At 59.2% G+C, this 14,126-nt stretch carries 13 protein-coding genes; 5 read left to right on the top strand and 8 right to left on the bottom strand.

The features are described 5' to 3' along the window. Positions 1–194: 194 nt before the first annotated feature. From qcrB to ctaC, 6 genes are all read right to left on the bottom strand, one after another. Positions 195–1,817, bottom strand: coding sequence for a cytochrome bc1 complex cytochrome b subunit (gene qcrB, locus NQ018_RS00540; RefSeq protein WP_257057462.1), 1,623 nt, complete (start codon positions 1,815–1,817; stop codon positions 195–197). After that, entirely contained in the window at positions 1,817–3,037 is a 1,221-nt protein-coding gene (gene qcrA, locus NQ018_RS00535) for a cytochrome bc1 complex Rieske iron-sulfur subunit (RefSeq protein WP_257038012.1), read from the bottom strand. Before qcrA ends, qcrB begins: the two co-directional genes overlap by 1 nt. Then, positions 3,034–3,927: a cytochrome bc1 complex diheme cytochrome c subunit gene (qcrC, locus tag NQ018_RS00530; RefSeq protein ID WP_257057460.1), complete on the bottom strand. Its 894-nt coding sequence runs from the start codon at positions 3,925–3,927 to the stop codon at positions 3,034–3,036. The genes qcrA and qcrC overlap by 4 nt, the downstream gene beginning before the upstream one ends. A gap of 97 nt (positions 3,928–4,024) precedes the next feature. After that, positions 4,025–4,642, bottom strand: coding sequence for an aa3-type cytochrome oxidase subunit III (ctaE, locus tag NQ018_RS00525; protein WP_257038010.1), 618 nt, complete (start codon positions 4,640–4,642; stop codon positions 4,025–4,027). Positions 4,643–5,123: 481 nt separating this feature from the next. Further along, entirely contained in the window at positions 5,124–5,555 is a 432-nt protein-coding gene (gene ctaF, locus NQ018_RS00520) for an aa3-type cytochrome oxidase subunit IV (RefSeq protein WP_257057457.1), read from the bottom strand. 23 nt (positions 5,556–5,578) lie between these two features. Continuing rightward, positions 5,579–6,667 carry an aa3-type cytochrome oxidase subunit II gene (gene ctaC, locus NQ018_RS00515; RefSeq protein WP_257057454.1) on the bottom strand — a complete coding sequence of 363 codons (1,089 nt, stop codon included), beginning with the start codon at positions 6,665–6,667 and terminating at the stop codon, positions 5,579–5,581. A 467-nt stretch (positions 6,668–7,134) separates the two neighbouring features. Between ctaC and asnB the strand changes: the two genes are divergently transcribed. Beyond that, entirely contained in the window at positions 7,135–9,087 is a 1,953-nt protein-coding gene (gene asnB, locus NQ018_RS00510) for an asparagine synthase (glutamine-hydrolyzing) (RefSeq protein ID WP_257057451.1), read from the top strand. A 71-nt stretch (positions 9,088–9,158) separates the two neighbouring features. On the opposite strand, the gene NQ018_RS00505 is transcribed toward asnB, so the two are convergent. After that, positions 9,159–9,503 (bottom strand): HesB/IscA family protein, encoded by a 345-nt coding sequence (locus NQ018_RS00505; RefSeq protein WP_257038006.1) that lies wholly within the window; start codon positions 9,501–9,503, stop codon positions 9,159–9,161. A 230-nt stretch (positions 9,504–9,733) separates the two neighbouring features. Here NQ018_RS00505 and NQ018_RS00500 point away from each other — a divergent pair, with 230 nt between their 5' ends. From NQ018_RS00500 to NQ018_RS00485, 4 genes are all read left to right on the top strand, one after another. Continuing rightward, positions 9,734–10,429 (top strand): DUF3043 domain-containing protein, encoded by a 696-nt coding sequence (locus tag NQ018_RS00500; RefSeq protein ID WP_257057450.1) that lies wholly within the window; start codon positions 9,734–9,736, stop codon positions 10,427–10,429. Between the two features lie 3 nt (positions 10,430–10,432). Beyond that, entirely contained in the window at positions 10,433–10,993 is a 561-nt protein-coding gene (locus tag NQ018_RS00495) for a bifunctional adenosylcobinamide kinase/adenosylcobinamide-phosphate guanylyltransferase (RefSeq protein WP_257057448.1), read from the top strand. Between the two features lie 81 nt (positions 10,994–11,074). After that, positions 11,075–12,136, top strand: a complete 1,062-nt coding sequence (gene cobT / locus NQ018_RS00490; RefSeq protein ID WP_257057447.1) for a nicotinate-nucleotide--dimethylbenzimidazole phosphoribosyltransferase — start codon at positions 11,075–11,077, stop codon at positions 12,134–12,136. Beyond that, on the top strand, positions 12,136–12,966 hold the full coding sequence (locus tag NQ018_RS00485; RefSeq protein ID WP_257057446.1) for an adenosylcobinamide-GDP ribazoletransferase: 831 nt from the start codon (positions 12,136–12,138) through the stop codon (positions 12,964–12,966). The genes cobT and NQ018_RS00485 overlap by 1 nt, the downstream gene beginning before the upstream one ends. Here NQ018_RS00485 and NQ018_RS00480 read toward each other — a convergent pair. Then, positions 12,950–14,059: a branched-chain amino acid aminotransferase gene (locus tag NQ018_RS00480; protein ID WP_257057445.1), complete on the bottom strand. Its 1,110-nt coding sequence runs from the start codon at positions 14,057–14,059 to the stop codon at positions 12,950–12,952. The genes NQ018_RS00485 and NQ018_RS00480 overlap by 17 nt on opposite strands. Between the last annotated feature and the right edge of the window lie 67 nt (positions 14,060–14,126).

Raw genomic sequence — 14,126 nt, 5'->3', positions numbered from 1 at the left:
TCTCAGGAATAGCGGCACATCCTTGTCCGCAGGGGCCAGCTCCTTTGCCAAGAACATTGACCTGTGACTCTGCTCACATCGTTGTTATTTGTGGCGGTTGCAGCGTACGGAAGTTGATGCGTGCACACAAAAGCGCCGGCCCTTTGAGGGCCGGCGCTTGAGTATTCGAGACCGTTTGGAGAGAACCGCTTGGCCTAGTGGCCCTTCTCCTCGTCGGTTGCACGATTCGCCTTCTGGAGGTTTTCGTACATCTCAACCTCTTCACGGTGGTTATCGTGCTCAATTTGAGCAGCCTTGGAGGCGATCTCCGGGGCGTCTGGCTTCAGGAAGGAGCCGCGGCCTGGGTGGCCGGAGTAGCCGAGCTGGTTCATCTGCTTTGGCACTGGAGCACCCTGGTAGTGCAGTGGCACTGGGTGACCGTGCTCGTCCACAGGGCCGAGTGGCTGGTGAACCTCGATGAACGCACCGTTTGGCAGCATCTTGATTACACCGGTCTCAATGCCGTGCTCGAGGACCTCACGGTCGTTACGCTGCAGGCCGAGGCAGATGCGGTAGGTGATGAAGTAAGCCAGTGGTGGCAGCACGATCAGGCCGATACGTCCAACCCAGGTCATTGCGTTCAGTGACACCTGGAAGTGGTAAGCGAAGAGGTCGTTACCACCGGACAGGGTGATCAGGAAGAAGAACACAATACCCATCACACCAAGGGAGGTGCGAACTGGTACGTCGCGTGGACGCTGCAGCAGGTTGTGATGTGCGTCGTCACCAGTGATCTTCTTTTCAATGAACGGGTAACCGATCAGCAGTGCAACGAGGAGACCACAGAGCAGGGCCACCCAGAATGCACCTGGGATGGTGTAGTTGCCCAGGTAAAGCTCCCACGCTGGCATCACACGAGCTGCACCGTCAGTCCACAGCATGTAGATATCTGGCTGGGAACCAGCAGAGACCTGTGCTGGGTTGTAAGGGCCAAGGACCCAAATCGCATTGATGGTGGTCAGACCAGCCATCAGGGCAAGCACGCCAGCAGTGATCAGACCGAAGGCTGCGGCCTTGAGGCCGAACAGCGGGAGAATACGAACGCCAACCACGTTGTTTTCGGTGCGGCCTGGCCCAGGGAACTGGGTGTGCTTCTGGTACCACACGAGAGCCAGGTGGGCTGCGATCAGGCCGAGGATGATGCCTGGGATGATCAAAACGTGTGCAATGTAGAAGCGGTCGAGCATGATCTCGGATGGGAAGTCGCCACCGAAGATCAGCCAGTGCAGCCAGGTGCCAATGATTGGCAGGCCAACGATGATTGCGGACATGATGCGCAGACCCACGCCGGAGAGGAGGTCGTCAGGCAGGGAGTAGCCCATGAAGCCTTCTGCCATACCCAACAGCAGCAGCACACAGCCGATGATCCAGTTTGCCTCACGTGGACGTCGGAACGCACCAGTGAAGAAGATGCGCAGCATGTGCACGGTCATGGAGACCATGAACATAAGTGCTGCCCAGTGGTGCATCTGGCGGACAAAGAGGCCGCCGCGAACCTCGAAGGAGATGTTCAGCGCGGTTTCGTATGCGCGGGACATTTCCACACCGTTAAGTGGAAGGTATGCACCTTCGTAGATCACCTTGGTGATGGATGGGTCGAAGAACAGGGTGAGGTACACACCGGTCAGCAGCAAAATAATGAAGCTGTAGAGTGCGATCTCGCCGAGCATGAAGGACCAGTGGGTCGGGAAGACCTTGTTGATCTGGCGGCGGATGCCGGCTGCGGCGGTGTACCGCGAGTCGATGTTGTTGCCGATTTCGGCCAGTTTATTGCTCATTAGGACCTACGCTCCCAGAATGCCGGGCCAACAGACTCAATGAAGTTGCCTGCGGCGACGAGGTAACCCTCTTCGTCAACGGTGATTGGTAGCTGAGGCAGTGCGCGGGCGGCTGGGCCGAAGACTGGCTTGCCGTAACGCAATGCGTCGAACTGCGACTGGTGGCACGGACACAGGATGCGGTTGGTCTGCGCCTCGTAGAGGGAGGTTGGGCAGCCGATGTGCGTGCAGATCTTGGAGTAGGCGTAGTAGTCGCCGTAGTGGAAGTCTTCCTGACCCTCGCGCTCAACAACGCGAGCCGCATCGCGGGCACGGAGGCGAATCAACATCACAGCGTTGCGTGGACCGTGGATGGAGTGCATGTGCTCCTCGTAAACCACTGCGCTGGAATCGTAGTTCTCGCCGTCGTTGACCAGGTCCGCAGGAAGCGGGAAGACGGTCTCCATGGAGGCTGCATCCAGATCCTCTGGGCGCATACGCACCAAGCGGGAAACGCCCTGGGTGGTGTAGTGGGAGCCCACGGAGGTGTCGTGCTTCTCGGCGATTGCACCGGTGTCGCGGCCCAGGTAGACCTTCACGCCTTTTTCGGTGAGGGTCCAGCCGGAGGTCCACAGGGTGCCATCACCCTGAATACCGAGCTCGCCCTTACGCCATGGGTTCTTTACCATGCCGCCAAGCGGAGCAATCACCACGAGGCCAGCAAGCAGGCCACCAACGCCCAAGAGGGACTTCAGCAGCTTGCGGCGTCCAAGGGTGGAGGTGTTCCAGGAATCGTTGAGGAGGGCAACGATGGTACGACGGTCAACCTCATCAGACGGACCGTCGTGACGGCGCTGCACTGCGATCTCTTCTGGGATGAGCTTCTTCACAAAGAGGACTGCGCCAATGCCAAGTGCCAGGATGGCTAGGCCAGAGGTAAGGCCGAGCAATGGGGTGTAGAGAGTGTAGAGCCAGAGGCCCTCATCTCCGTGCCCCTTGTACTCCCAAGGCCAGAAGAGGTAGATCGCGAGGAATGCGATGGCGGCAACGATGCCGATGCCGAACCAGATGCTGATACCGCGAGCAGCGCGCTTGTCGGCAGGATCGCCAGCAATTGGGAAACGCTCTTTGCGGTATGCAACGGTCACACCGTCAAGCTCAGTACCCAGGCGAGCAAGCTCTTCGTTGCTCATGGAGTCGAGTTCTTTGGCGGTGTACTGCTTATCAAAGTTATTACTCATGAACGAGATCCAATCCACAGTGCCGCTGCCACGAGGACAACGATGCCAACGAGCCACATGAACATGCCCTCAGCAACTGGGCCGAGACCGCCGAGGCTCCAGCCACCTGGGCTTGGGGTTTCCTTGGAAGCCTTGATGAAAGCAATGATGTCCTTCTTCTCGTCCGGGGTGAGCTGACGGTCAGAGAACTTTGGCATGTTCTGTGGGCCGGTAAGCATTGCCTGGTAGATCTCCTGCTCGTTGGCAGGGTCAAGGACAGGCGCGTACTTACCGCCGGACAGTGCGCCGCCGCGGCCGGTGAAGTTGTGGCAGGAAGCGCAGTTCAAACGGAACAGATCGGAGCCGCGAGCGACATCGGCTGGATCAATCTGGCCGTCGTAGTTCGCACCGCGCAGGGACTCCATTGCGATAGAGCCGTCTTCGTTCCACACGATGTCCGGGCCACCACCGTTTGCTGCAACGTATGCGGCAAGGGCGAGGGTCTGCTGCTCGGAGTAACGAGGAGTCTTGCGTGGGGCCTGAGCGGAGTTGCTCAGCATCGGCATGCGGCCGGAGTGCACCTGGAAGTAGGTTGCACCGGCACCGGTGCCGACGAGTGAAGGACCGCGGTCCTTCACACCCTGGAGGTTCACACCGTGGCAGGTGATACAAGCAACGTCGTAGAGGTCCTTGCCCTCTTGAATGAGTGCCTGATCGTCAAGCTGTGCGGTGGCAACCTGAGCATCTGGGGTGACAGCATTCACGATGATGCCGGCACCGGTGAGGCCCATGGTCAGAGCGAGTGCGCCGGCAGCAGTACGGCGAAGCTTGCGGCGCTTGCGCACCTTCTGAGCCTCAGCCGAGGTCACACCGCTGGTGGACTCGATTTGAGAGTTATTGGTATCCATCATTTCCCTTTGGTCTCGAATGTTGGAAAGTGGAGGGAAGTCCTAAAACTGCCCGGAGATCGTCCCGGAACGGATTTTTGTCTTGCTGATCCGAAAAGGGTTACTGCACGAAGTAGATCGTGATGAACAGGCCAATCCAGACCACGTCCACGAAGTGCCAGTAGTAGGAAGTCACCATTGCGGCGGTTGCCTGCGCAGGGGTGAACTTTGCCTTCTGGATACGGAGCAGCACAACCACGAATGCCAGCACACCGGCCAAAACGTGTGCTGCGTGGAAGCCGGTCGTAATGAAGAAGACCGATCCGTACACGCTCGATGGGATGGTCAGGCCGTGAGTCACCAACTCGTAGTACTCGAATGCCTGACCCACGAGGAAGGTGGTGCCCAGCAAGATGGTGATGAGGAACCACTTGCGGAGACCAAACACGTCTCCACGCTCTGCTGCGAACACGCCAGCCTGTGCCGTAAAGGAAGATGACACAAGGATGACGGTGATCGCCAAAGCGTAAGGCACGTTGAGGTGCTCAGTACCCTCTGCCCATGAACCATTACCAACACCGTTTGCACGCGAGGTGAAGTACATCGCGAACAGTCCGGCGAAGAACATCAATTCCTGAGACAGGAACACAATCGTGCCAACACTGACCATGTTTGGCCGGTTCAGTGCTGCAACACGTTGTGGTGCTGCCATTTCTGTATTTCCAATTGCGCTCGTCACGCCTATTAGTATGGCGGTCTAGCTAGGCAAATGCACGTCTTTGCCCCCGTACTTTTGGTTGAATTTGCAGCTCAATTGCCCCCGCTGCAGCAATCTTTGATGGCAACAGAATCTGGAAAGTAGCTGGGAACTTTTTGGGACTTTCATACGACTACGCATTGCTGCAGGTCACGCACATCACAGTGTTGCATCCCCCATCCCGGGCCACGGAGACACCATTTCGACTCATGAGAGTTATCTCACAGCTCGGATGGCTGAACCCTCGACGAGTTTCATACTTTCGGTTGAACCCACCCACCAGCGCAAATACCCCTCGCTCCCCCATGGACGTGCGGTGCGCGACCAATAGATGAATTCTTTGGGTCCTCGGGAACTTTTTGGACTCGCATTCCGACGCTCCCAGGTACGCAAAATACCCCGGCGGTTTCAGGAACCGTCGGGGCAATGTTGAAGACGTGGCGGGCGTAGCCCTTCTAGAAAACTAGTGCTTTTCCTTTGGCAGACCGTATTGCAGGTTCAGCATGGTGGTGGTCCAGATCAGGGCCACAGCACCGAGGGCGATCAGCCAGTAGTGCATGAAGATGATGCCGAAGCCGAGCAGCGCCACGGCGCCGGACATTGCGGCTGGCCAGATGGAGCTTGGGCTGAAGAAGCCCAGAGTGCCAGCGGCGTCGGAGATCTCAGCCTCTTCCCAGTCCTCCGGCAGTACGTCGATGCGACGCTCCGTGAAGTGCAGGTAACCGCCGAGCATGAGGCACAGAAGGGTGCTCAGCGTAAGCGCAGTAGCACCTGCCCACTCAAGGCCGATGATGTTGCCGGAATCCTGAACATAGGTTGTGGCAATGAAGTAGATGACCGTCACGACTGCCAGGAATGCAGTCAGGGAGTACATGATCTTTGCTGATGCGTTCATGATTGATGATCCCTTCTTGCCGCTTAGGAAGCCGCGTTGTTGTCTACGAAGTTCTCACCGTCGCGGGTTGCGGTGCGGTTAGAAACGAACGGCTGGGTGGAAGTAGCGTATGGTGCCTCGCCGATAGACGCCAGGGCGTCTGCGTTGGAAGCCTCTGGGTTGTCATAGCGGAACTGAATGTAGTCAGCGAAACGCTCTGGGGAGACTGCACGGATTTCGAAGTTCATCATTGCGTGGTAGGTACCGCACATTTCAGCGCAGCGGCCAACGAATGCGCCTTCACGCTCGATGCCTTCAATCTGGAAGCGGCGCTCTGCATTGTTCGCCTCTGGGTTGACGTACACGTCACGCTTGAAGAGGAACTCTGGAACCCAGAATGCGTGGGATACGTCAGCGGATGCCAGGCTGAACTCAATCGGGGTGTTGGTTGGGAGAACCAAAACTGGAATCTCGGAGGTGGTACCAACGGTCTCAATGGTGTTGAAGTTCAGGAAGGAGACGTCGGACTTCGAACGGCCGTTGATTGGGTTCTCGCCGTTTTCATCCTCGCGGGAAGCAAGTGCCAGAGCCTGACGCTCTTCGTCCACACCGTTGTACTCGGAACCGGTTGGGGAAAGTTCTGCGCCGATGCGGTTGTAACCGAACTTCCAGTTCCACTGGTAGCCGGTGACGTCCACGGTCACCTCTGGGTTCTTGTTCAGCGCGGTGACCTTGTCCTGGGTCTGCACGGTGAAGAAGAACAGCGCCATCACGATCACGATTGGAATGATGGTGAGCACGAGCTCCAGGGGGATGTTGTACTGGGTCTGGCGTGGGAACTCATCCTTGCCAGCCTTCTTCGCCTTCTTGGCGCTCCAGGCGAACATGCCGTAGATGAACAGGCCCCACATGATGAAGCCGATGATCCATGCGGCAACCCACACCCAGGACCAGAAGTTGTACATTGCGGTGGCTTCAGGGGTGATGCCCTTTGGCCAGCCGAAAGCAAGGAAGTCCCCAATAAAACCACCTGGTGGCGTTACGTCACACCCTGCCAAGGCTGTACCACCGAGTGCGAGGACCGCACCGAGCATTCCCTTACGGCCCAAGCTGCGCTTTTGCTGCTGTTCCACGCGCGTCTGCCTTCCTGTTGCAATAGTTCTTTGAAACGCAGTCCCTCCGCCAACCACGCTCCCCCAATTGCACTTCTTGGCTATGGGGAAACAGGGCAGAACGAAGGCACTGTGCCCACGTCTATTTACGCAGGATAGCGCATAGCCCCAGTAAAGGCGGAATGTTTTGCCAGGCTGATCCCCCCTGTGTAGAGGGCATTTTCCCAGCACCTTTTCAGTTTCCTAGCGTTCACACAGCAAACGGCGCCTTGTACACAAAAATCCTATGAGGCATATCACAATTGAACGCCTTGGTATCAACCTTATGGATACCCTCCCCTCTTGTTGAGCAAACGCGGGGACGTCGGAAAGCCCCTTCGAGGCGGTGCGGCGCGGGTGCCGTGTCCGGGCGAGGTAGTACGCTCGTGTAAGTATCTTGGCCGCAGGGAATCTAAGCAGCCCAATAGACGTTTGGAAGGATGTTCACCATGTGCGGATTGCTTGGCATGTTGACCAGCAATAACAACGCCAAAGATTTTGTAGGCGCAGTGGAAAACGCCCTCCCGTGCATGTATCACCGCGGCCCCGACGAGGCCGGGACCTGGCACGATGAGCAAGCGGTGTTCGGCTTTAACCGTCTGTCCATCATTGATATTGAGCATTCACACCAGCCGCTGCGCTGGGGGCCGAGCGGCGAACCCGACCGCTACGCGATGACCTTCAACGGGGAAATCTACAACTACATCGAGTTGCGCCAGCAGCTCCAGGAAGCTGGCTATACCTTTAATACTTCCGGTGATGGCGAGCCAATCGTAGTGGGCTTCCACCACTGGGGCCCAGACGTTGTGCGCCACCTGCGCGGTATGTTCGGCGTGGCCATCTGGGACTCTAAGGAACAGACGCTGTTTCTTGCCCGTGACCAATTTGGCATCAAGCCGCTGTATTACGCCACCACCGATGCCGGCACGGTGTTTGCCAGCGAAAAGAAGTGCATTCTTTCCATGGCGGAAGAAATTGGTCTGGGCCTGGAGCTTGACCAACGCGCAATCGAGCACTACGTGGACCTGCAGTATGTCCCGGAGCCGGAGAGTCTGCATGCGCAGGTGCGGCGCTTGGAGTCGGGCTGCTACGCGATCGTGAAGCCTGAAGCGACTGCGGGAGCGGGTGCGGGAGCTCGTATGAAGGTGCAGCAGACGCGATACTTCCGCCCGCAGTTCCCCGCGCAGCCCGTTCCCAAGGGCGCCGAGCAGGAAGTCTTTGACAGGATCGCACGCGCGCTGGAGGACAGCGTGGAAAAGCACATGCGTGCCGACGTCACCGTGGGGTCCTTCCTCTCCGGTGGCATTGATTCCACCGCAATTGCCACCCTGGCAAAACGCCACAACCCAAACCTCATCACCTTCACCACCGGTTTTGAGCGCGAGGGCTACTCCGAGGTGGACGTCGCTGCGGAATCCGCCGAGGCGATCGGCGTGGAGCACGTGGTAAAGATCGTTTCCCCCGAGGAATACGCCAACGCCATCCCCAAGATCATGTGGTACCTGGATGACCCGGTAGCCGACCCCTCACTGGTGCCACTGTATTTCGTGGCGCAGGAGGCCCGTAAGCGGGTAAAAGTGGTCCTCTCCGGCGAGGGTGCTGACGAACTCTTTGGCGGCTACACCATTTATAAGGAACCACTCTCCCTCGCACCCTTTGAGAAGATCCCCTCCCCACTGCGCCGCGGTTTGGGCCAGATTGCCAAGGTGTTCCCGGAAGGTATGCGCGGAAAGTCGTTGTTGGAGCGCGGCTCGATGACCATGGAGGAGCGCTACTACGGCAATGCTCGTTCCTTTAACTTTGAGCAAATGCAGCGCGTGATCCCCTGGGCCAAGCGTGAGTGGGACCACCGCGAGGTCACCGCACCGATCTACGCCCAGTCCAAACACATGGACCCCGTGGCCCGGATGCAGCACCTTGACCTGTTCACCTGGATGCGTGGTGACATCCTGGTGAAGGCGGACAAGATTAACATGGCGCACTCGCTGGAGCTGCGCGTGCCATTCCTGGACAAGGAAGTGTTCAAAGTGGCGGAGACCTTGCCTCACGACCTGAAGATCGCCAACGGCACTACCAAGTACGCCCTGCGGAAGGCCATGGAACAGATCGTCCCAGCGCACGTGTTGCACCGCAAGAAGCTGGGCTTCCCCGTGCCAATGCGGCACTGGCTGGCCGGCGACGAACTGTTTGGATGGGCGCAAGACACCATCAATGAGTCCGGCACCGAGGAAATCTTTGACAAGGCAGCAGTGCTGGCGATGCTCAACGAGCACCGCGACGGCACCTCCGACCACTCCCGGCGCCTGTGGACTGTGCTCGCGTTCATGGTGTGGCACGGCATCTTTGTGGAAAACCGCATCGATCCCCAGATTGAGCAACGCGACTACCCAGTGCGGCTGTAGCAGATACACACCAACGCCCCCTTGAGGCCCCATGGAGTTGGGGTCTGAAGGGGGCGTTGCTGTTTTTGGGCTTAGTTGAAGGAGTCACCGCAGGCGCAGGAGCTGCCGGCATTCGGGTTATCGATGGTGAAGCCCTGGGACTCGATGGTGTCCGCGAAGTCAATGCGTGCGCCGGTGAGGTATGGGACGCTCATCTTGTCTACCACCAGGCGGACGCCGCCAACGAGGTCCTCTTTGTCCCCATCCAGGGTGCGGTCATCAAAGTACAACTGGTAACGCAGACCTGCGCAACCACCGGGCTGCACGGCGATGCGGAGTGCAAGATCGTCGCGGCCCTCTTGGTCAAGCAAGGACTTTGCCTTCTGAGCTGCTGCGTCGGTAAGGATAACGCCGGTGTTCGTAGACGGTGCAGTCATTCTGTGCTCCTTTTGCCAGGTGATCTGGTGCTCCGAAATTGAAAACTGAAAAAAGAATTATGTGGTGCGAGTCTACCGCGCCATCGGACATGTTGCCCACAAGAGTGTTTATGGGCAACACCTAGGGGCTGCAACCAACAAACGCTTCGAGTTATTCCCAATCTGCTTCCCGTGCAGATTCCCAATCTGGGGCAGGAAACTTGTAGCCTATAGTGCGAGGAAATTAAGTATTGAACGAGCGAGCAGACAACGAGCGAGGCAAGAGCGTGTCCCAAACGTCATCGGATTCTTCTACTTCCGGAAATCCACAAGAGACTTCAAAGGCCTACACCCCCAAGAAGGGCAAGGCCACGCCAAGCCGCAAGCAGGCACAGGCGCAGCCAGGCACGTTTGAGTCCCGCTTCTCCCCCGGTGAGTCCTATGGTGATGTGCGCAAGCGCCGCAAGGAGCTCAAGGCCTCAATGAGCAGTGAGCAGTGGAAGGAATACAAGCGCGCCGAAAAGGAACGCCGCCGCTCCAAGCAGCGCGAGGCACAAGCCGCAATGGATCGCGGCGAAGAGCAATACCTCCTGCCCCGCGATAAGGGCCCGGAGCGCGCCTTCATCCGCGACTTTGTGGATTCCCGCCGCTACCTCAACAACATGGTGATGCCAGTGGCCATGGGCTTGCTCATCGTGATGCTCATCGGGCAGTGGGCGCCCACATTCGCCTCTGTGGTGTCCATGGTCGCTATGGGCCTTATCCTTTTGTTCTTCATTGAAGGCATCATCCTTGGCCGTCGCGCTGCAGCGGCAACCCGTCAGAAGTTCCCCAACACACAGGAAAAGGGCTTCGCTATGGGCTTCTACGCCTATGGTCGCGCCACCCAACCCCGCCGTTGGCGCACCCCGAAGCCACGGGTGAACCTTGGCGACGAGGTCTCCTAACCCATGAGCCAGCGCCCCCAGCATACGTTGGTGCTCGGCGGTGCCCGCAGCGGCAAATCTCAATTCGCGGAATCGTTGGTGCCGGTAAGTGGCTGCACCTACCTTGCCACCGCCCGGCCGTATCCGTCGGAGGACGGGGGGCAGTTCGACGCCGACTTCGCGGCGAGAATCGCAAGGCATGCCGCGCGCAGGCCAGCCAATTGGGTGCTCGACGAACACACGGACCTCATCGACGCCCTGAACTCACCCATCCCTGCCCACGGTAACCACCTATTTGTGGATGATCTGGGCACCTGGCTCACCCACAAATTGGACCTGGTGGGTTGGGAGGGCCAGCGGGGCCAATTCTCTGAACTCTTTGAGCAAGTGGTACGGGGAATTGCCAAGTGTGAATCTTCCCTCACCATCGTGTCTCCAGAGGTTGGGATGGGGGTGATCCCGGAACACCCTGCTGGCAGGCTGTTTCGGGATGAACTGGGCACACTGAACCAATTGGTCGCACAACAATGTGACCGGGTGCTGCTGGTGGTGGCGGGCCAAACCCTCACGCTGAAGAGCCCGTAACGGTCCGTCGGACTTTTCAGGCGCTAAAGTAGAGACGTTCTCAAGTTCTTCGTTACTTCACGTATTGGAGCGCACCGTTTCATGCAGCCTTCAGATTTTTTCCCAAAGGTCGAACGCCCCAGTCAGGAGGCGGAGAAGCAAGCCCGGCAATTCCAGCTCAACCTCACCAAGCCCACGGGTTCGCTGGCCCGCCTGGAGGATCTGGGGGTGTGGCTTTCCGCGTGCCAGGACCAAGTGCCGCCACGCAAGATCACCCGGCCGAGGCTGGTGGTGTTCGCCGGTGACCACGGTATTGCAACGAAGAACGTCTCTCCCTACCCCATTGAGGTTTCTATTCAGATGGCGGAGAACATTCGCCAAGGTGGGGCGGGAGTCAACGTCATTGCTAATCAGTCCGGAACGGGCGTGCGAGTGGCGGACATCTCCCTCAACCACGACGCCTGGGGGGATGAGCGCGTGAGCAAATCTTGTGGGTCGATTGACCGCGAGGACGCCATGACGGAGGAACAACTCATCCGCGCCATCGAGATTGGCAAGCGTATTGCCGACCAGGAAATTGATTCTGGCGCTGACCTCCTCATGGGCGGTGACCTGGGCATTGGAAACACCACTCCTTCTGCCGTGATCATTGGCTTGCTCACCAACCAGGAGCCAGTGGTAGTGACCGGCAGAGGTTCTGGCGTGGACGACGAAGGCTGGAAACGCAAAGTGGAAGCGGTGCGCGACGCCATGTTCCGCGCCCGCAAACACCGCGGCGACGTACTCACCATGATGCGCATGGTCACCAGCCCGGAACTCGCGGCAATGGCGGCGTTCATCGCCCAAGCTGCGGTGCGCCGCACCCCAGTGCTGTTGGACGGCGTGGTGGTCACTGCAAGCGCGCTGCTCGCAGAACAGATGGCTCCGGGCGCGCGCCGTTGGATGCAGGCGGGCCACCAGTCTGCGGAACCCGCACACCAATTCGCGCTGGAATACCTGGGTCTCACCCCGCTGCTCACCCTGGGCTTGCGTTTGGGTGAAGGATCCGGGGCGGCTGCGGCAGTGCCTTTGGTGAAGATGGGTGCGGACATCATGAACGACATGGCCACCTTTGAATCCGCCCAGGTCTCCGGCAAAGACGCGGTGCCAGAAGGCCGGATGTAGTGTCTGGCAAAGCGGGGTTTGTAGAAGGCGAGCACGGCCCAGCCATCCTGGAGGGCCCCGCCACTGCGCTGAGTTGGACCACCATTTTGCCCTTGCGCGGCGCCACGGCCTTTGACCGCACCACGGGCGCCCGAGTGCTAGCCAGCCTGCCTGTGGCAGGAATCGCACACGGTCTTGGGGCAACCACGATCGCGGGCACCGCAGCCTTCCTAGACACGCCCGCAATGCTCACGGCGGTGCTCATCACCGCGTTCATGGAGCTGTTCAGCAGGTTCATGCATCTTGATGGGCTTGCCGACGTAGCCGACGCCCTAGGTTCCTACGCCCCGCCCGCCCGCGCGAGGGAGATCTTGGCCGACCCCGCAACGGGGCTGATCGGCATGGCTTCAGCACTGCTTTCACTGCTGGCACAAATCGCCGGCATGGTAGCCCTGCTCGATCTGGGCTGGTGGTGGATGATGTGGGCGCCGGTGGTGTTGGCCCGGATCGCCGCGATGGTGAACTGCCACGCGCACTTTCACCCCATGTCCCCCAAAGGGTTCGGCGCCCTGATGGTAGGGACAGTCAAGACGTGGTGGATCGTGGCTTGGTCGCTGGCCTACCTTGCCGCGGCAACTCCCCTGGCTTTGGTGATGGGTGCGGGCGCTGGGGGCGTCGGCACGCTTGGTTGTGGCCTCGCTGTGCTGGGTCTGGCTGTGCTGCTCGCGCGGCACTGTGACCGCCGTTTTGAGGGCCTGAACGGCGATACCACCGGATTCATCATGCATCTGTGTGGTACCGCCGCGTGGCTGCTCATGGCCGTAGTAGCTGGAGTTATTGCGCAGGTATAAGGGTGTGCATCCAGCCGTGGGTGTCTTCCACAGAGCCGCGCTGAATGCCTGTGAGGATTTCGCGCAGTTCCATGGTGATTGGGCCGGCCTCGCCGCCGTGGATCGAAAACTCGCCGTGGTTGGAGAGCGCTCGGCCCACTGGGGTGATCACGGCGGCGGTGCCACAGGCGAAGGTCTCGCTCATTTCGCCGCTAGTGGCTTTTTGCTCCCACTCGGCGATGTCGATGCGGCGTTCCTCGGTGGTGTAGCCGCGGTCACGGGCAACCTGGAGGAGGGAATCCCTGGTGATGCCAGGCAGGAGGGAGCCGGAAAGCTCTGGGGTGACCACGTGCGCATCCGCACCTTCGCCGAGCACAAAGAACAGGTTCATCCCGCCCATCTCTTCCACGAACTTGTGTTGGATGGCGTCCAGCCAGACCACCTGATCGCAGCCCTTCTCCGCTGCCTGAGCCTGGGCGAGCAAGCTGGCGGCGTAGTTTCCGGCAAACTTCGCGTCACCCGTGCCGCCCGGAGCAGCGCGCACATAGTCCTCACACAACCACACGGAAACAGGCTTGACGCCACCGGAGAAGTAGGCGCCTGCCGGGGAGGCAATCACCATGTAGGTGTAAGAACTTGAGGGGTGCACGCCCAGCGTAGACTCCGTGGAAATCATGAATGGGCGCAGGTAGAGGGACTCCTCGCCGCCAGCCGCGGGTACCCACGCTTCGTCGATCTCCACCAACTGGCGTAGGGACTCAATAAACAGCTCCTCCGGAAGCTCCGGCATCCTGATTCGCGCTGCTGAACGCTGCAGGCGCTGTGCATTCGCCTCCGGACGGAATGTCTTAATGGAGCCATCTTCTTGGCGGTATGCCTTAATACCCTCAAAGATCGCCTGGCCGTAATGGAACACCGAAGTGGAAGGGTCAAGGCTTAGCGGAGCGTAGGGGCGAACTTTCGCATCATGCCACCCCTTCTCCTCCGACCACTCGATGCTCACCATGTGGTCCGTGAAGTACTGGCCAAACCCGGGGTTGGCCAGGATTTCCGCCAGGCGCTCCGGTGGTGTTGGGGAGGATGTGCGTTCTACAGAAAAGGGAAGTGAAGTCATGCAAATAAACGTACACCTGTAGCGCGACAGAAGATCAACTTGCCACATTTCAGTAGGCTTGCCTCAA

Origin of the sequence: Corynebacterium kozikiae, from assembly GCF_024580965.1 — a bacterium.
Taxonomy (GTDB): domain Bacteria; phylum Actinomycetota; class Actinomycetes; order Mycobacteriales; family Mycobacteriaceae; genus Corynebacterium; species Corynebacterium kozikiae.
The sequence above is the reverse complement of the archived record's forward strand: the minus strand, read 5'-3'. Positions and strand labels throughout refer to the sequence as shown.